Source organism: Nocardia fusca NBRC 14340 (assembly GCF_001618425.1).
Lineage (GTDB): Bacteria > Actinomycetota > Actinomycetes > Mycobacteriales > Mycobacteriaceae > Nocardia > Nocardia fusca.
In genome coordinates, this window is sequence record NZ_BDCU01000041.1 from 40,011 (window position 1) to 58,494 (window position 18,484).

An 18,484-nucleotide genomic window follows, 5' to 3' on the forward strand; every position below is an offset into this window, starting at 1 on the left:
CCGCGACGACGGCACCGCCGTCGGACCGGTCCGGAAGTCAGGAGACGGCGATGCGATATCAGTTCACCATCGACGGCGAACTCTCCGAACGCGCGCTGGCCGCCTTCCCGGAACTCGACGGCGACCGGGACCACGGCACCACGGTGCTGTCGGGCGCGGTCACCGATCCGACCGGGGTCCGCGCCATCCTGGCCCGGATCGACAATCTCGGACTCACCGTGCTCGAAATGCGCCGGCTTCCGGACTGAGGGGCCGGCCGACCGCCCTCTCGGCGCCCTTCGTCGTCGGCAGTGATTTCCCATCGCACCCGTAGGTGGCATACGCACTTTCAAGTGCCTACTCCCCGAAAGGAAGTAGCCCTCCGATAATCGTGCGGGGAGGCCGGCGGCGCCACCCCGCTACACGATGAAAGGGCACCACCGTGAACACACCCACCACCTCCCTCCCCGGCGGTACCTGGGCTCTGGGCGACTCCACCGTCACCCGATTCGGTTACGGCGCGATGCAACTCGCGGGGCCCGGGGTGATGGGACCGCCCGCCGACCACGACGAAGCCCTGGCCGTGCTGCGCGCGGCCGTCGACCTCCGCATCACCCATATCGACACCAGCGACGCCTACGGGCCGTACCTCACCAACGAGCTGATCCGCGAAGCACTGCACCCCTACCCGGAGTCGCTGTTCATCGCCACCAAGGTCGGCGCGAACCGGGACGCCCGGGGCGGCTGGCCCCCGGCCCGGCGACCCGAAGACCTACGCAAGCAGGTCCACCAGAACCTCCAGCGCCTCGGTGTCGAAGTACTCGACCTGGTCAACATGCGCATGGGCGACGCCGAAGGTCCCCGGCCCGGGTCGCTGGCCGAAGCATTCGGAACACTCGCCGATCTCCAGCAGCAGGGCCTGATCCGGCACCTCGGGGTCAGCAACGTCACCGAGGAACAGGTCGCCGAGGCGCGGGCCGTCGCTCCGATCGTCTGCGTGCAGAACATGTACAACCTCGCCCACCGGCACGACGACGACCTGATCGACCGCCTCGCCGCCGACGATATCGCCTACGTGCCGTTCTTCCCGCTCGGCGGCTTCACACCGCTACAGTCCGAAACGCTCTCGAGGGTCGCCACCCGGCGGGGCGCCACACCGATGTCGGTCGCGCTGGCCTGGTTGCTGCGGCGCTCACCGAACATCCTGCTCATTCCCGGCACATCGTCGACAGCGCATCTGCGCGAGAACGTCACCGGCGCGGGGCTCGTGCTCTCCGACGAAGACGTGGCCGAATTGGACACCATCGGCCGCTGAACAACGCGACTGGTCCCCGGTAACACCGACCCGCCGAATTACCGCAACTGGTCGCAACCACCGATACCGGCGCGGTGGGGGCGAATCGGCATCACGCGGCGGCGACGACCGACGGCGAACACGGACGCCGATCACAGCAACAGGAAACTGCGCCCGGGGTTGCCCGGTCGGGGCGGGTGCACTCGCCGCACGTCAGTACGGGGCGGCCCGCTCGGCCCAGCGCGGGGCGAGGTCACCGGCCGAACCGCGGGGGAACGAGATCCGCTGCGGGTCGCCGTCGGAGGTGAAACGTGTCTCGGGGTTCGCCGCGAGTTCGTCGAGCCAGTAGGCGGAGTCGAACGGTACCCGCCCGAGACCGGACCGGATCCGCGGGACCGCGGCGGGGTCGACCGTGCCGAACGGTGAGGGCGCGGGATTCGCACCGACCAGCATCACGGCCTCGAACCGGTAGCCGATACCGCCCCAGCTCCCGGCCAGCGCGAGAGCGGGATCGGCCGGGGACGAGCCCAGCGGCAAAGCCATGGTGCGCACCTCGGTGCCCGGGGCGGCGGCGCCGATCGTCCGCACGTTCTGCGCCAGTTCCCGCTGCACACCCGCGGCGTCCAGCGAGCCGAGGTCCTGGTGGGTCGCGGTGTGCGCGCCGATCTCGTAGCCGTGGCGGGCCAGCCACGGCAGGGCGCGCGGATCACCGCCGAAGGGATCGTCGGTGACGTAGAAGGTGGCGCGGGCGGGGAAATCCGGATGCCGGGCCGCGAATTCCTCCAGGACGGCCACCGCGCAGTCCGGAGCGGGTACACCGTCGGGGGTGAATCGCAGCTGGCTGGTGGTGGAGTCGTCGAAGGTGAGCACCACGGGGTGGGTTCCCGCCGGGATGTCCACTGTTCCCGCGGCGTACTGCGCGGCGGTGATCGGCCGGTACCCCTCCCGGTAGAGCCGGTCGAGCTCGGCGCGGAACTCGGCGGGCGTCTGGTCGTATTCGCCGCCCGGCTGTGGCGAGAGCTGGTGATACATCAGGATCGGGACCATGCCGAGTTCGTCGGCGCCGACGGCCGCCGGGTCCGGCGCGGGTGGGGTGGTCACCGCCGGCGGCGGCGGGGCCGCCGGGGTGGTCTGCGGCGGTTGCGCACCGGGTGAGCCCCCGCAGGCCGTGGCCGCCGCGCACACCGCCGCCGCCACGACCGCCCGTACAACTGCTCGGGGGAACCGCACCATCACCCGAATGTTACGTGCCGACAACGATTTACGTTCTGTCTCCGGGAAAGCGATTGAGCGGGGCGCCATCTGTCCATATTGACGGGACAGTGTTCGTGGGAGTTGATGCGTTGTGCTCATGCGGTTCCGGGCCGCCGATCGTAAACGGTTGGTGGTCTCGGCCTTCGGTGTTGTCCTGGCAGTCCTGCTGGTCGCGGTCGGCGTCGGAGCCGGTCGCTCGCCGGCACCCGCCCTGCCGCTGAGCGGCCTACCACCGGGTCCGGTCGGTGCCGCCACCCTGAAGGATCTGGTGCTGCGGGTGGATGCTGCCGGGTACGACCCGCAGGCGGTGGAACTCGCCATGGACGGCGAGACGGTCACCGGCCGGGTGGAGGGCGACACGGTGCTCTACCGCCCGGAGGGAGCGACCGACGGCGAGCACACCTTCACCGCGCGGATCCCGGCCGGTGGGGCGTTCGGGTGGTTGCGCCGCGAACCCGCCGCGTCGGCGACCTTCACCGTCGACACCACCGCCCCGGCACTGGAGGTGGCGCCACCGCCGGCCGTGGCCTCCTACCGCGACCCCGTCACGGTGCGGGGGCGGGCGCCCGACGCCGTGCGCGTCTCGATCGGCACCCGGCAGGTCACCCCCGGACCCGACGGCAGCTTCGAGACCGAGCTGCCGCATCATCCCTCCGGTGCCGCGGTGGTCGCCGTCGACGCGGCGGGTAACGAGACGACCCGGCCGCTGGCCGCGGGGATCGATCTGCCACGGATGCGCGCGGTGCACGTCACCGCCCATGCCTGGTCACACGACGGGATGCGCGAAGCGGTGCTGGACATGGCCCGGCAGGGCCGGATCGATACCGTCCAGCTCGATATCAAGGACGAGGACGGCGTCGTCGGCTACGACTCGCAGGTCCCGCTGGCACGCACCACCGGCGCCGCCACCCCGATCTACCGGGCCCGCGACGCGCTGCGGGAGCTGCACGATATGGGGGTGCAGGTGGTCGGCCGGATCGTGGCCTTCCGCGACCCCACCCTGGCCGGCTGGGCCTGGCGCAACCAGCGGCCCGACTGGGTGGTCCAGAACCCGGCCGGTCAACCCTATTCCAGCCACTACGGCGCCATCGCGTTCACCAATTTCGCCCATCCCGAGGTGCGCGCCTACAACATCGCGCTCGCCGTCGAGGCCGCCGATCTGGGCTTCGACGGAATCATGTACGACTACGTCCGCCGGCCCGACGGCAGCCTCTCGAGTATGAGATTCCCCGGGCTCACCGGACCGGCGACCCGCGCCGTCGCCGGATTCCTGGGGCAGGCCCGGGAACCGGTGCACATCGCCGGTGCCCATCTCAGCGCGGCGGTCTACGGTATCGCCGCCTCCCGGCCCGACCAGATCGCCCAGGACATTCCGCTCATCGCCGAACAGGTGGATTTCGTGGCGCCGATGATCTACCCCTCGCACTGGAACACCGGGGAGTACGGAGTCGCCGATCCGAACAACCAGCCCTACGACATAGTGGCGGCCGCGCTCCGCGACTTCCAAGCCGTGACCAAGGGCACGAACGCGAAGGTTATCCCGTGGCTACAGGACTTCAGCCTCGGGGCGGACTACGGAGACGCCCAGGTCAGAGCGCAGATCGATGCGACCTACCGGACCGGTATCGACAGCTTCTTCCTGTGGAGTCCGTCGGTGTCCTATCACGAGGGGGCACTGGACCCGAAGTGAGACCGTAACGCCGCGCACCCGGGCCGCGACTTCTCCGGTGACGCAATGGCCCGTCGGGGGGCCTGTCCGTCCATTTACCAGTAGTCGAATGGAGCTCGGGACATGGCTTTCCGAAGTGATCACCTGGTGCGCGCCCGCACCTACCTGACGCAGCACCGGCTCGCCGCGGCGATCGCGGCCCCCGCCACTCTCGGTGTGGTGGCGGCGGTGGCCGCGACCTACTCGGTGACCACACCGGCCCAGCAGGCCGAGACGCAGCTGAAGGCGTCGGTCACCGAATGCCACGATATGGTCACCATCTCGGTCGCCGGCCGCGGCGACACACCTGCCCAGGGCACCACGAAACTGCTGGTGGACGCCAACGGCAACCCGCTGCCCGCGGCGCTGTCCGGCGACCACAGCAGCGAATGGGTCGACCCGGTGGTCAACGCGCCCGCCGATGACGTGGACCCCGGCTCGTATGCCGCCGTCTACATCGCCTACCCCGCGAATATGGCCACCTACGAGGACGCCGTCACCACCGGTGTCGCCAACACCCAGCAGGTGATGCGGGAGATCGCCCAGGCCTGCCCGGATACCCGATTCGCGATCGTCGGGTACAGCGAGGGCGCCGATGTGGTCCGGCGGGTGGCGATGGAGATCGGTCACCAGGAGCAGCAGGACGGCGGCTACGCCATCGTCGACCCCGGCAAGGTCACCGGTGTGGTCATCCTCGCCGACTCCGGCCGCTCGGCGGGCGACGGGCCGTTCCCCGGCGCCCAGAACCCGCACGGCAACCCGGACAATTTCGATCAGCTCTACCAGAACGGCGGCACGCCGGTCCCCGGCCAGGGCGCGGTGGCCGGGACCGGTGGCGATTTCGGCGCGCTGAACGGCAAGATCGCCTCCTTCTGCTCCGACGGCGACCTCACCTGCGCGGCGCCGGACAATATCGCGCTGCTGCAACTGGTGGTCAATGTGGCGCGGCAGGTGAACGTCGACGCCCTCGAACGCGAGGGCCTCACGCCCGCCACCGGGCAGGATGTCGCGGTGGTCCTCAGCCGGGTCACGCTGCTGGCGCTGGCCGATATCCAGTCGCAGCCCAACTGGATGGCCAGTGACGAAACCTTCCTCGAGGTGCTGCTGCGGGTCTCGGATCCGGCCTACGAACCCGGTGCGCCGACCGCACCGGCGACCCCGGCCGATTCCATCTCGACCGATCAGATGTCCCCGCTGGCCTATCTGCCGCAGAAGGTCCTCAACGAGATCGTCGGCCTGATCGTCACGAACCAGAACACGATCCCGGTGATCCTGTCCGATCCCTACCAGCTCACGCTCGGCCCCAACGCCACCGGTCACCACTTCGACTACTGGCGCGATGCCGACCCGGGGAACGGCAAAACGCTGACCTCCGCCGAATACGCGGCGGCCTGGCTCACCCATCTGGCGAAGCAGGCGCAGGCCGGCGAACCGGTGGACACGAAGTCGGCCCCGACAGCCGAGGACCTCGACGACGCCTACCGGGCGGCAGCGGAGACCACCACCGATCCCACGACCAGCGCGGCGGTCACCGGCACCACGGCCGCGCCGACGACGAGCGGAACCGCCCCGGTGACCACGCAATCGGCGACCGGTACCCCGACCACCACCGGCCCGACCACCACCGCCCCCATTACCACGACCACCACCGCCCCCGCTACCACGACCACGACCACGACCACGACCACGACCGATCCCGCGACCACGGCGCCGTCGGCCACCGGGACCACCACCGAGGCACCCAGCACCACGCCGGAGGCGACGGAGACCGGCACCGTTGTGGCCACCCCCGAAGCGGCGACTCCGCCGGTGGCGACGACCCGTCCCACGCCCCCGCAGGTCGCGGTGAACAGCAGCTCGGAGGCATCCCCGTCGAGCACGACCCCGCAGGAGACCACCACCACGGCCGTACCGGCGCCTTGATTCGTCGGCGCACCGGCCGGGCCCCGGTGCGATGCCGTCCGGCACCGGACAGCCGGCCGTCACGCTGCGCTGACCCGGGCAGGGAAGCCGGGCCCTGGACGACGACCCATGGCCACACACGTTCCGGGCAGGGCCGCCGTTCGGTGGTCGAGATTTGCCGGCCGGTCCTCGACCGCAGTGCCCAGGCGGCCGAACGGGGAGCGGAGGGCTGGATACCTGTGTCCGGCCCACCGCTACTGCCGTGATGTGGCGTCATCGGCGAGGATGAAGCCCATGACGATTTCCGCGCACGACAAGGCGTACCTGCGCCGTTGTGTCGACCTCGCCCGCGAGGCGCTGGCCGCCGGGGACGAGCCGTTCGGGTCGCTCCTGGTCGCCGCCACCGGCGAGGTGCTGTTCGAGGATCGCAACCGCGTGGCCGGCGGTGACCACACCCGGCATCCGGAATTCGAGATCTGCCGCTGGGCGGCCACCCACCTCACCCCGGCCGACCGCGCGGCGGCCACGGTGTACACCTCGGGCGAACACTGCCCGATGTGTTCGGCCGCCCACGGCTGGGTCGGACTCGGCCGCATTGTGTTCGCCACCTCGAGCGGTCGGCTCGCCGAATGGTTGCGCGAGTGGGGCGCCCCGGCGGCACCGGTGGCCGCCCTGCCGATCGCGGAGGTGGCTCCCGGTGTGGTCGCCGAGGGTCCGGCCCCCGAGTTCGAGCCGGAGATGCGTGCTCTCTATCAGCGGTGTTTCGCCCCGGACGAGCCCGCCGCGCGGTGATCCGCCGTCCGGCTCAGCGGCGCGCGCCGCTGCGCAACCAGGCGATATGACGTCCCGAGATATCGGCCGTGGTGAGCAGATCGAACCCGGTCTCCCCCGCCAGCCCGGCGGCGTGATCGATACCCACCACCGCCCAGGGAAACCAGTCCCCGGCCTCGGTGCGGGTTTCCAGCCGGATCTGCCGGATACCGATACCGGTGCCGGGACCGGAGAATTCGACAACGGCCAGGCCGCCCGGACGGAGCAGGCCGGCGACACGGCGCAGGATGCGATGCGGGTCGCCGCCGATCCCGATGTTCCCGTCGGCCAGTAGCGCGTAGTGCCACCGGCCGTCGCCGGGCAGCGGGCCGAAGATATCGCGGGCCACGGCCGGGGCGCCCCGGTGGCGGGTGACCGCGACCGCGGTGGGCGAGATATCGACGCCGAGCGCGATGACACCGCGGTGGCACAGCGCCTCCACCAACCGTCCCGGCCCGCAGCCGAGATCGACCGTCGGTCCGTCACAACACCCGACCAGGGCCGAATCCACATACCGGTCGGCGGCGGTGATCCGGGCACCGCCGAGCCAGCGGCGGGTCGGCAGCCGGGTGCGCGCGCCGTCGGTGGAACGGATCCAGCAGTCGCGGCCGGTCAGGGCCGGATCGAACCGGCCGATCACCGGGCGGCCCGCGCCGCGCCGAGTGCCGCCACCTCCGCGGCGAACCGCCCGGAACAGCCGGCGGCGACCCGCAGGACGTCGGCGTAGTGGTCGACATCGGTGAAGGCGGGCAGTAACCCGACCCGATATCCGTGGGCGCACAGGACGCCCCGGGTGCGGTCGCCAGTAGCCGCCGTGGACATGGGCACCTCCGCGAGCAGCCGGGCGGCCCGCGGATCGGACAGCCCCAGCCCCCACCAGCCGCCGTCGGTGGCGGGGCCCAGCAGCGCGTCGGCCCCGGCGGCCAGGGTGCGGACCGCGTGGGTGAGCACTCGCGGGCCGAGCTGGGGCGTATCCATCCCGATCTGCAACACCGGCAGGCCCGCCCGCGCGGTGTCGGCGTGGGCGTTGGCCAGCCGCACCGCGAAACCCGGGCCACGCTGCGGAACCACCTCGAAATCGGCCAGGCTGCGCGCTATCTCGCCGCCGAACTCCGCGGCGTCGAGGTCGCCGGTGAACGCGACCACCCGGTGGGTGACCGGGCAGGCGCGCACCGCGTCGAGGGTGTCCAGCAGTGCGGCGGCCGCCAGCCGGGCCGCCTGCACCGGCGTCAGCGGCGGGGTCAGCCGGGTCTTGGCGTATCCGGCGACCGGTGCCTTGGCCACCACCAGCACTGCCACCGGCACGGGCGCACCACCGGGGCGGCCGTCGCCGTCCGGCACCGGCGCGGGCGGCCGGGCGGCCCGGTTCACCGCAGGACCGCCAGGAAATCACGGGTCGCCCGCAGTGATCCCCGCGCCGTCCCCGATATCTTCGACCGCCCACCGGCGCGCGCCCGGTAGCTGATATCGACCTCGCGCACGTCCCACTGCGCCGCGGCGGCGCGGACGAGCAGTTCCAGGGGATATCCGAAGCGATCGTGCAACCGGCCCAGTGATTCCAGCCGCTCCCGGCCCGCGACCCGCATGGCGCCTATATCGTGCACCGGCAGCCCGTAGCGGCGGCGCAGCCGACCGGCGACGACACGGTTGCCGAGCCGGGTGTGCCACGGCCAGACCCCGCCGCGCACCGGACGGCGGCGGCCCACCGCGAGATCGGCGCCGGCGCGGATCTCGGCCACCAGCCGGGGTAGCTCCCCGGGATCCATCGATCCGTCACCGTCGAGGACGGCGACCAGTTCGGTGCGGGCCGCGGCGATACCGGCCTGCACCGCGGCCCCGTAACCGGGGCGCGGTTCGGTGATCACCCGGGCGCCGTATCCGATCGCGACGGCGGCGGTGTCGTCGGTCGACCCGTTGTCGACGACGATCGGCTGATACCCGGCCGGAAGCGCCGCCAGCACCGCCGGCAACGCCTCGGCTTCGTTGCGGCACGGGATGACCACGGTGACACCGGCCGGTTCGCGATGCTCTGTCGGCATGGGTGCCACGCTAAGCCCACAGCGGCGGAAATCCGGTGACAAAACCATGACGTCGTCTCCGAATTTGCTGGTCAATACGCTGACCCCGGACCGGACCGGCCTAGGGTGACCTCTGTGCCGGAGCTGATCGACATCGCCGACCACCGCACCCGATTCCGGGGCGAGCTGCTCGGCGCCGTGAGCGCGGCGCTGTTGGTGGCAATCGCGTTCACCGTTCCGCAACTGGCCGGCGAATCGTGGCGCCGCAGTCTGTTCGCCGCCGCCGCGCCCATTTTCGGCCACTGGTCGCCGCATATCGGCTGGGGCACCCTCCCCGCACTGATGCTGTCGGCGGTGGTGGTCGCCCAGGGCCCGGCGCTGGCCGGCCGGCTCCCCTGGCGGCGGCTGCTCACCGTCGGTTATCTCACCGCGGTGGGGTGGGCGTTCGCACTCGCCCTGGTGGATGGGTGGCGGCGGGGTTTCACCGCGCGGCTCGCCGACGGCCACGAGTATCCGGCCGAGGTGCCCGGAGTGACCGATATCCCGGCGATGCTGGACTCGTTCGCCGGCCGGATCGTCGACGGACAACCGGACTCCTGGACCACGCACGTCTCCGGCCATCCGCCCGGCGCGCTGCTGTTCTTCGTCGTGCTCGACCGGATAGGCCTGGGTGGACCCACCTGGGCGGGGATCGTCTGTGTCCTGGCGGGATGCAGCGCGCCGATCGCGGTGGCGGTCGCGTTGCGCGCTCTGGGCGCCGAGGACCGCGCCCGCCGGGCACTGCCGTTCCTGGTGCTCGCGCCGGCGGCCATCTGGATCGCGGTATCCGCCGACGCCCTCTTCGCCGGGGTCACGGCGTGGGCGGTGGCGCTGCTCGCCGTCGCCGCGGGCACGCGATGCGCCCACTTCGCCGGGAGCGCACCGGCGCCCGGGATCGACCGGCCGCCCGTTCCGGGGCCCGCTCCCCTTACGGCCCGCCGGACCGCGATACCGGTCGCGTTCGCGGCCGGGGTGCTGTTCGGCTTCGGGATCTACCTGAACTACGGCCTGATCCTGATGGGCCTGCTCGCCGTCGCGGTGCTGCTCGGCGCCCGCACGGCGCGGCCGCTGCTGCCCGCCGTACTGGGCGCGCTGGTCGTGGTGACCGGTTTCACGGCCGCCGGATTCTGGTGGCTCGACGGCTATCACCTGGTGGTCGAACGCTACTACCAGGGGATCGCCACCACTCGCCCGTACGGGTACTGGTGGTGGGGCAATCTCGCCGCCACGGTCTGCGCGGTCGGGCTCGCGACGGCGGCGGCGCTCGCGCGGGCGCTGTCGCCCTCCCGGCTACGGACACTCGATCCGGCCGCACTGCTGGTCGCCGCCGCCGTCTGCGCTGTCGCCGCCGCCGACCTCAGCGGGTTGAGCAAGGCGGAGACCGAACGGATCTGGCTGCCGTTCGATATATGGCTGCTCGCGGCGACGGCGTTCCTGCCGCGCGAGCACGTCCGCCCCTGGCTCGCCGTCCAGGCCGCCGGGGCCCTGCTGCTGATCCATCTGCTGCTGACGAATTGGTGAGGCATCCATGTGCATACCCGTGCTCGATGACCTGCCGGAGACCATCGGCTCCACACTGGCCTGCGCACTACCCGTGGTGGCAGCGGGCGTCCTGGCGCTACGCGTGCTCCGCGATCGTTCGCTCACCGCGAGTACGGCGGTACTGGCGCTCCTCCCGACCCTGGCCGCGCTGGCCGGTATCACCGGGGCGAGCGGGCTGACGGTCACCGCCGAGTTCCGGCGCACCTCCATCGTATTGCTGCTGGTCGCCGCGGTCACCGTACCGGCCGCCGTGCTACTGGGCCGGGATTGGTCTCGGAAGAGAGCGCGGGAGAATCTGATTCGCGAACAAGCCCACGCGGCCGAACAGTCGCGGCGCGCCCTGCTGGCCTGGGTGAGCCACGATCTGCGGACCCCACTCGGCACGATCCGGGCCGTGGCCGAGGCCCTCGACCACGAGGCGGTCGCCGACCCGGCCGATATCGCCCGGTACGCCGAGCGGATCGGCCGGGAGATCCAGCGGCTGTCCCGGATGGCCGACGATCTGTTCGAGATATCGAAGAGCTCGTCGAGCGTCCCGCGCCGCGACCTCGAACCGCTGGACCTGCACGAACTCATCGACGAGATCTACCCCGCCCAGCGCGCCACCGCCGATCGCGCCGGAATCGGTTCCCCCGCGAGCCGGCCCGCCCCGCCACGGCCCGCCGCCGCCGACGACCCGCCCCCGGGAGGCAACCGGCGGGTCCGGCCGGAACCGTACGACGGCGTGGCACCGACCACCGGATGGAGTTGATCGCATGGACAAGAAGATTCAGGTGGCCCTCGGCATCGATGTCGATTCCTGCGCCGGCTGGCTCGGTTCCTACGGGGGCCAGGATTCGCCCAACGATATGCAGCGGGGCGTGTTCGCCGGCGAAGTCGGTGTGCCGCGCATGCTGCGGCTGTTCGAGCGACGCGGTCTCCGGACCACCTGGTTCTGGCCCGGGCATTCCCTCGAGACCTTTCCCGCGCAGGCACGCCGGTGTGTCGAGGCGGGACACGAGATCGGCGCCCACGGGTACAGCCACGAGAACCCGCGGGCGCTCACGCCCCAGCAGGAACGCGATGTCATGTCCAGATGTGTGGAGCTCATCGAACAACTCAGTGGCCGCCGGCCGCTGGGCTATGTCGCGCCGTGGTGGGAGATGAGCGAGCACACCGCGTCCATCCTCGCCGACTACGGGTTCTCCTACGACCATTCGCAGAACTACAACGATTTCGTTCCCTTCTACGCCCGCGTCGGTGACACCTGGACGCCCATCGACACCTCCGGTCCCGCCGCGGCCTGGATGAAACCGCTCGTGCACGGACACGAGATCGACCTGGTCGAGTTCTGCGGCAACTGGTACGTCGACGACCTGCCGCCGATGATGTTCATCAAGGCACATCCCAACTCGCACGGATTCGTCGCGCCGCGCGCGATCGAGCAGATGTGGAACGACCAGTTCGACTGGGTGTACCGGGAACTGGACTACGCCGTCATCCCGGTCACTCTGCATCCCGACGTTTCCGGGCGGCCGCAGGTACTGCTCGTGCTGGAACGCCTGCTGGACCGCTGGGCGGGCTTCGACGGCGTCGAGTTCGTCACGATGGCCGAGGCGGCGGCTGAATTCCGCGCGCGCTATCCATTCGAGCGCCCGGACCGGCCGGAATGTGTCGGCCGGTGAACGCGTCGGTCATGGGTCCGGTCGTCTGCAACCGGGCACCGGAGGTGGCGAGCTCGCGCACGAGATGTCGTTGGCCGGGGTCGCACCGCATGGTGTCAAAAGTGCTCGTGAAGGTAGGAATCGATCGCTTTGTGCGAGATGTTGCCACCGGTGACGACCGTGAGAACTTTCTTGCCACGGAGGTCGTAGTCGTCGAAAACTCCTCGTACCGTTCCGTCGTTGTGCAGAATTGCCATCGGTCCCACGGCGCCGGCTGCTTCCACCGGGTGACCCATGGCATCGGAGAGTAGGACCACCCCGCGTGCGATATCGGAATCCGAAACCGTGATGATGTCGTCGATCCCGGTCCTTATCTGGTCGAACAGGTGAGCGGGTACGGTCTCGACTTTCATGGCCTCGGCGATTGTGGTGGCTTCGGCGGTGCGCGGCGCACCCGCCTGTAGCGACCTCGCGAGGGTGGCCGAGTCGGCGGGGCAAGCGCCCAGTACCAGATATCGACGACCCGACAATTGCTCGAACTCGCGGACGACCTGCGCGCCGGTCATGATGGTTCCACCCCCGCCGGGCAACACGATTGCGTGGGCATCGGGGTGCTGAGTCAGCATTTCGTGCACAACGGTTCCCAAGGCGGCGACCGAATCCGGTGCGTCGACATCCAAGAGATGTGAATCGGTTTCGCGGACGAACTGTTTGGCATGATCGTAGGCTTCGTCCCAAGTCTCGCCGTGCCGCAGAACGGTCGCACCGTAGTGTTCGAGCTTGGTGACCTTGAGTTGAGAAGTGCCGCGTGGTACTACCACAGTCAACGGCGTCCCGGACTGCTGACAGGATCTGGCATAAGCAATGCCATGGTTACCGGAAGATGCGATAACACATCGCGTCCCCGGTGCCAGGCCCGCCACTTGATGACGCAGCAGACGTGCGGCCCGATCCTTGATCGAGCCCGTGTCCGGAGAAAAGTTTTCCAGCGCGAGGTGCAGATCCACCGGAGTCCGCCAGTCGAGATCCCTACTCAGACTGACTATTCGAGTCAGTGGAAGACCGGATTCGGCAACGAGTCTCAGCGCCTCCCAACGCTGACCGATCGTCGGGGCGAGCAATTGCACCGATGGTATCTTCTCGCGGGCAACGGCCTCGGTCTCCCGATGCGAGGCAGCAGCAACGCTCAGCGGATCGGCTGTCCCCCTTCTGATGCGGGACCCGAGGATACTCGCCGCTCCGGTCGCAGCTTCGCGCATTCGGGTGGCAGCCTCCAGAACCGCTCGAACTATGCCGTCGCTCATCGGCGCCATATCACGCCCCGTGAGCGAATGATACCTGCCACCCGGGGACAGCCGAACATACCACCGAAAACTCTGCTCGGAGGGCCGAACGGGGAGCAAGAATTCCGTTTCGTGGTCGAATAACACATTCTTTCGATACGTTGCGCGAGCTCGTTCAAATTCTGGTTCATCCTATTTCTTGGATAGTGGTATCCCGCTGATCGCTCCCCTGCGTGCCGACACATCGGTCACCGCGATCGACATTCCCCTCAGGAGTCCGAGCGGCGTGAAGGGGGCGAAAGATATAACGCCGATGCGGCAAAGATTCGCTACGTGTGCGGAGCGGGCACCCTCTATAAGAAAACTTTCCGGCCCTAGATCTTTCGGCCCTCACAAACAGTAATCGTCTGCTAATCGAGATGATCCGGCATCCGTATAGTCGTAGGGCATACCTATATGCCTACCTACTGCATAACCGATACCGTCCACTCTGCCCGTGAACGGAACCGGCCTGATCGGTTTCCTGCAACGCGAGAGGTGCCCCAGGCACCTCAGTTCGGAACAGCAGAACAACGCTATGTCTTGCGGCTTCTTCCGCCGGGACCGTGGGCGGCTTCGATGCGCACGTCGTCGATAATCTCCCGTGGGATATGTTCGATGATGTCCTCGCGCGACACGATCGCCAGTTTTCGAAGGATAGCGCTTACCTGAGCGTCAATGGTTCTGGTGGACTTCCCCCGGCGATCGGCGATGGCGGTATTGGTCCAACCGGCCGCGGCCAGAACGGCCACCTCACGTTCGGCCCGGCTCAGATCCCTCCAGTGGGAGAAGGGTTCGCGCTCAGCCGGCCGAGTGCTCGCGAAGGCTCCGACGGTCGAAGTAGTCTGCGCTGGCTGCTGTGTCTCCTCGCCCTCGAGACGCCGGCGCCTGCCGCGGGCTTCCGCCGCGGCGTATGCCGCAGGGCCCAACACTCTACGGGCGACCGCCACCGCGTTGGCGGACCTATCCGTCAACGGTCCCATCGCATCGCCGACAACACCGAAACCATCGGCCACGGTTGCCGCACCCCCCGCCAGCTGAGCGAGTTCGGCGGCAAGCGCTACCAGCCTGTTGTGCGCGGAGCCGTCGGCAGCGAGCTGATCGGTGATCAGGCGCGCCAGTATCCAGATACGAACCTGCACCGCCCACATCCCGGCCCACCGGTCACCGGCACTGAGCAGAAAGGCCGACGCGGTCCGCTCGAGCTTCAGGGCCTCGCCGGGGTCACCGAACCGAGTCAGCGCGATCGCTCTGATGAGCCCCGCCCAGGATTTCTCCCACGGTGTTGCGGGGGTGTCGACACGGTCGAAGTAGCGTCGGGTGATCTCCTGCGCTCGAGCGGCGGTTCCCAGCAGGCTTGCGGCAAGGGTGGCATGCAGTTCGCTCAGGGCTGCCGAGCCGTAGTTGTGCACGGCGAGAAATTTGTCCCGGGCACGCAAGAACACGTCGACGGCGCGGACATCGCGCTGGGCGAACAGCAGCTCATATCCCCATGCGTATTCGACAGCGGCGGGGAGTCCGATATCCGTCTCGGCGGTGTCCCTCCAGGCGGTCCTGATCTCCGCGTGATCGATACAGGCGGTGACGCAGTCCTCGAGTATCCGGACGGTGTCCTCCGACCTGCCCTGATTGAGGGCGAGCCCGGCGATGGCCGCCGAGCCTGCGACCTGAAGAGCGATGGGCTGGACCTCCAGTGCCCGAGTAGCGTCCAGGCTGCGTTGGGTCCAGCTGCGCATCTCTCGGATCGACCCGTCGACATAGTTCTGCATGGTGAACAGGCCGATACAGATTTCCAAGCCCAGGGTGGCTCGATCGGGGGTGGTGACGCCGGTCTCGAGCGCGATCAGGGTGTTCGCCCGGTCGGTTCGAATAGAGCCGAGCAGATGCTGTCCCTCCGATGCGGGCCAGTGCGCCGCCGCGTAACAGATTCGGTCCCGGTAGTAGCGTAGATGCCGGTCGGCCAGCATCCCGGGCTCGTCGATCCCGATGCGACTGCGTCGGTGTAGGCGGTCCTGGGCGTATACCCGTAGGGTTTCCACCAGGGCGTAGCGGACCGTGGTCGATGTTCGGTGTACCCATACGAGCGCGTGATCGACGAGTCGTTCGAGCAGATGCTCGATTTCGTCCGGGGTCAGGGTCACGTCTGTGGCATCGCTATCGACCGCGTCGTTGTCGTCGCTGCAGATAGTTCGGATTGCATCCAGATCCGCACCCACGTCCACAAGAGGATCGACGGCGTCATCGGGGTGCGTGTCGTAGCCCGCCGCAAAGACCGACAGGCGGTCGAACAACAGACGCTCTTTGTCGGTACACAACTCATAGGACCAGGTGATAACGTCGCCGACCCCTCGATGCCGAGAGTCGGCACCGGATCGGTAGCCGTGCGACCAGCGCAGGCGAGCATCGTCGATACGACCGGTGAGGCCGTGCAAGATCATCGTCGGCGGCCGATGGGTGAGGCGTGCGGCCGCCAACTGGATGTACAGCGGGTAGTTGTGTACACGGTGGCAGATGGTGGCGGCGGTATCGGCCTGATCCGGACCGGTAATGGGGTAGCCGGTGAGCTCGGCCCGCTGCCGGAACAGAGTCAACGCGTGCCGACGCGACAGAGGCGGAACCCTGACGAGGTGCTCGTCGACCCAACCGATCGGCTCACGGCTGGTGGCGAGTACGGCCAGCTCCGGGGCGCTCTCGAGCAGCCGGGTGATCACGCTTGCCACGGCGGTGAGCACATGCTCACAGTTGTCGAGCACCAACACGGTGCGCGGGATACGAGGGCCCGGTCCGGTACGGGTGAGGGCATCGAAGAGGGCAGTCCAGGTCGATCGCCCGGAAAAGTCCCCACCGATCACCGAATGAGCGATTTCCTCTTCCAGTGCGGCGATCTCGCACCCCCTGGGCAGACGAGCCAACCGCACCCAGAAAACACATAGGTGCCCAGGGCGCCGACATGGGCGGCCCCGGACGGCCTCGACAGCCAACCGGGTCTTTCCGATACCACCCGGACCCGTAAGGGTTACCAACCGAGCTGTTCCCCGTAGCAGCGTCCGCACCAGTTGCACCTCCCGCTCTCGACCTATGAATGCCGAATCGGGAGCGGGCGGGCGGCCGGGGGGTGGTACTTCCACGAGAGGTGAGAATAGCCCCGGCATATGAAGCCTGTCGCCTGCCGGAGGAGACCTCCTCACAACCACAATGATGCTCGGCCAGCTCCGCTACTGCCTCCAGAACCGGCAGGATTCGATCCCCTCGCGGCGCCATTATGCGCAGAGCCGGCCCCCACCCACCGTGGGCGCGCCCGGGTGCCGAAATCCTGCACGAACTCACCGAGCGTGCGGTCCGCACCCTGACCGATATCGTCGACGGCCTTCGGAGTCGACCCGTCATCATCGCCGGTCACGGCACGTTCATCGCGCGAGCGCTGATCGGGCTCGGATGCTCTGGCCCCAGCTGGGCTTTCCAGCAGGCGATGCCGATGCCTGCGGTCTACCGGCTCTGGTTCGGCCGCCCAACCGTTTACGCGGCCAGGCCTCTGACCCACAACAACGGAGCTGGAGACGGATGCAGCGCGCGCCTCGGCCTGGCGGACCGGACTCTCCCCGGCTCTGTCCACAAAAGGGTTTCCTTGGACTGTGCCGGTCTCACGCCTGGCTTTGATCGCGGACTTCGCGGCGATCATTTCCGGCTGGTAAAGCTGAACGATCACATGGGGACCGCGCTTGTCGATCCGCAAGATCATGAACAGACCGGCGACTTCGATGCGTAGCTCGGCCAGCGGCTCTGCCGTCTTTCCGCGGAGCAGCACCGGCAGTGCGACCGCCGGCCGGCGAGGCTGATTCAGCTGCGCCTGGGCGCGAGCCCGGTCGTCAGCCGATCGTGACGCCCGCCGCGGCCGGACGCAATGGGGCGGAGGCGAATTCCGCCAGCCCGGCGGCCGGGTCGATGCGCGCGGTGAAGCCGAGCACCTGCCGGGCGCGCGTGGGGTCGGCGACGATATGGCGCACATCTCCCGAGCGCACCGCACCGGTGACCACGGGCTCCGGCCCGCCGTGGGCGGCGGCCAGGGTCCGCGCGACGTCACCGATGGTGATCGGCTGTCCCGAACAGATGTTCAACGGCTCGACCCCCGGCAGCGCGGCCTCGACGGCGGCCACATTCGCCGCGGCGATATCGGTGACGTGCACGAAATCCCGCATCTGCCGGCCGTCCTCGAACACCTGCGGCGCCCGCCCCGCCGCGAGGGCCGACCGGAAGATCGCCGCGACGCCGGAATACGGTGTGTCCCTCGGCATTCCGGCGCCGTACGCATTGTGGTAGCGCAGTGCGGTGACCGTGCCGCCGGTGGCCGCGGCCCAGGCGGTCGCGTAGTGCTCCTGCGCCACCTTGCTCGCCGCGTACAGACTCCGGGGCCGCGCCGGCGTGTCCTCGGGAACCGGAGCCCAGGTGAGTGCTACGCCGTGCCGCCGGTGTTCGAACCGGCCGGCCGCGAGGTCTTCGGACCGGCGCCCCGCCACTTCCACAATCCCGTCCGGCCCCCGGTAGAGCCCCTCGCCGTACACCACCATCGAGGAAGCCAGGACGAGCCGGCCACACCCGGCACGGTCCATCGCGGCCAGCAGTACCGCGGTGCCGTAATCGTTGTGCCCGGCATAGGCGGGCGCGTCCTGGGCATCGACACCGGCGCCCACCACGGCGGCCTGATGACACACCACGTCGACGCCGGGTAACAGCAGGTCGAGCCCGGCGGCATCGCGGACATCCACCCGCCGCACCCCCTCCGGCGGCTGCGCCCCGGGGCCGTGCGCCGCGGGCAGCATCAGGTCGAGCGCCACCACGTCGTGGCCCCGGGCCCGCAACGCGGCGTGGATATGGGAACCGATGAATCCGGCCGCGCCGGTCAGCAGTACTCGCATACCCCGATCCTGCCTGTCCGAGGGCGCCGGACCGGGCAGCCGGACGCGGATGTCCCGGTT

The 18,484-nt window shown here is 69.3% G+C and carries 16 protein-coding genes; 9 read left to right on the forward strand and 7 right to left on the reverse strand.

Annotated elements, in window-relative coordinates; translation table 11 throughout:
• Positions 1–50: 50 nt before the first annotated feature.
• Both NF4_RS26170 and NF4_RS26175 read left to right on the forward strand, forming a co-directional pair.
• A complete protein-coding gene (locus NF4_RS26170; RefSeq protein ID WP_063130044.1) occupies positions 51–248 on the forward strand; it encodes a DUF8691 family protein in 198 nt (65 codons plus the stop codon).
• Between the two features lie 173 nt (positions 249–421).
• The gene (locus NF4_RS26175; protein ID WP_063130045.1) at positions 422–1,294 is read left to right on the forward strand and encodes an aldo/keto reductase family oxidoreductase; all 873 of its coding nucleotides are present in this window, start codon (positions 422–424) and stop codon (positions 1,292–1,294) included.
• A 192-nt stretch (positions 1,295–1,486) separates the two neighbouring features.
• Here the strand turns inward: NF4_RS26175 and NF4_RS26180 are convergent, their stop codons facing one another.
• The gene (locus NF4_RS26180; RefSeq protein WP_063130046.1) at positions 1,487–2,506 is read right to left on the reverse strand and encodes a polysaccharide deacetylase family protein; all 1,020 of its coding nucleotides are present in this window, start codon (positions 2,504–2,506) and stop codon (positions 1,487–1,489) included.
• A gap of 118 nt (positions 2,507–2,624) precedes the next feature.
• Here NF4_RS26180 and NF4_RS26185 point away from each other — a divergent pair, with 118 nt between their 5' ends.
• The 3 genes from NF4_RS26185 (at position 2,625) to NF4_RS26195 (ending at position 6,929) form a co-directional block, all read left to right on the forward strand.
• Positions 2,625–4,217 (forward strand): putative glycoside hydrolase, encoded by a 1,593-nt coding sequence (locus NF4_RS26185; protein ID WP_084533470.1) that lies wholly within the window; start codon positions 2,625–2,627, stop codon positions 4,215–4,217.
• Between the two features lie 102 nt (positions 4,218–4,319).
• The gene (locus tag NF4_RS26190; protein ID WP_084533471.1) at positions 4,320–6,158 is read left to right on the forward strand and encodes a cutinase family protein; all 1,839 of its coding nucleotides are present in this window, start codon (positions 4,320–4,322) and stop codon (positions 6,156–6,158) included.
• A 273-nt stretch (positions 6,159–6,431) separates the two neighbouring features.
• Complete coding sequence (locus NF4_RS26195; RefSeq protein ID WP_063130047.1) at positions 6,432–6,929, forward strand: nucleoside deaminase; 498 nt, start codon at positions 6,432–6,434, stop codon at positions 6,927–6,929.
• Between the two features lie 13 nt (positions 6,930–6,942).
• Here the strand turns inward: NF4_RS26195 and NF4_RS26200 are convergent, their stop codons facing one another.
• The 3 genes from NF4_RS26200 to NF4_RS26210 form a co-directional block, all read right to left on the reverse strand.
• Entirely contained in the window at positions 6,943–7,587 is a 645-nt protein-coding gene (locus tag NF4_RS26200) for a methyltransferase domain-containing protein (protein WP_063130048.1), read from the reverse strand.
• On the reverse strand, positions 7,584–8,252 hold the full coding sequence (locus NF4_RS26205) for a TIGR04282 family arsenosugar biosynthesis glycosyltransferase (protein WP_063130165.1): 669 nt from the start codon (positions 8,250–8,252) through the stop codon (positions 7,584–7,586). Before NF4_RS26205 ends, NF4_RS26200 begins: the two co-directional genes overlap by 4 nt.
• A 62-nt stretch (positions 8,253–8,314) precedes the next feature.
• On the reverse strand, positions 8,315–8,986 hold the full coding sequence (locus NF4_RS26210) for a glycosyltransferase family 2 protein (protein WP_063130049.1): 672 nt from the start codon (positions 8,984–8,986) through the stop codon (positions 8,315–8,317).
• Positions 8,987–9,109: 123 nt separating this feature from the next.
• Between NF4_RS26210 and NF4_RS26215 the strand changes: the two genes are divergently transcribed.
• The 3 genes from NF4_RS26215 to NF4_RS26225 are packed head-to-tail and all read left to right on the forward strand — an operon-like array spanning position 9,110 to position 12,210.
• Positions 9,110–10,525 (forward strand): hypothetical protein, encoded by a 1,416-nt coding sequence (locus NF4_RS26215; RefSeq protein ID WP_232330662.1) that lies wholly within the window; start codon positions 9,110–9,112, stop codon positions 10,523–10,525.
• A 7-nt stretch (positions 10,526–10,532) separates the two neighbouring features.
• Positions 10,533–11,297 (forward strand): sensor histidine kinase, encoded by a 765-nt coding sequence (locus NF4_RS26220; RefSeq protein ID WP_084533472.1) that lies wholly within the window; start codon positions 10,533–10,535, stop codon positions 11,295–11,297.
• Positions 11,298–11,301: 4 nt separating this feature from the next.
• Positions 11,302–12,210 (forward strand): polysaccharide deacetylase family protein, encoded by a 909-nt coding sequence (locus NF4_RS26225; RefSeq protein ID WP_063130052.1) that lies wholly within the window; start codon positions 11,302–11,304, stop codon positions 12,208–12,210.
• Between the two features lie 95 nt (positions 12,211–12,305).
• On the opposite strand, the gene NF4_RS36890 is transcribed toward NF4_RS26225, so the two are convergent.
• A complete protein-coding gene (locus NF4_RS36890) occupies positions 12,306–13,493 on the reverse strand; it encodes a threonine ammonia-lyase (RefSeq protein ID WP_198165491.1) in 1,188 nt (395 codons plus the stop codon).
• 554 nt (positions 13,494–14,047) lie between these two features.
• A complete protein-coding gene (locus tag NF4_RS26235) occupies positions 14,048–16,429 on the reverse strand; it encodes a LuxR C-terminal-related transcriptional regulator (RefSeq protein WP_063130054.1) in 2,382 nt (793 codons plus the stop codon).
• Positions 16,430–16,773: 344 nt separating this feature from the next.
• On the opposite strand from NF4_RS26235, the gene NF4_RS26240 reads away from it, so the two are divergent.
• On the forward strand, positions 16,774–17,277 hold the full coding sequence (locus NF4_RS26240) for a histidine phosphatase family protein (RefSeq protein ID WP_063130055.1): 504 nt from the start codon (positions 16,774–16,776) through the stop codon (positions 17,275–17,277).
• 100 nt (positions 17,278–17,377) lie between these two features.
• On the opposite strand, the gene NF4_RS26245 is transcribed toward NF4_RS26240, so the two are convergent.
• On the reverse strand, positions 17,378–18,424 hold the full coding sequence (locus NF4_RS26245; RefSeq protein ID WP_063130056.1) for an NAD-dependent epimerase/dehydratase family protein: 1,047 nt from the start codon (positions 18,422–18,424) through the stop codon (positions 17,378–17,380).
• Positions 18,425–18,484 lie beyond the last annotated feature (60 nt).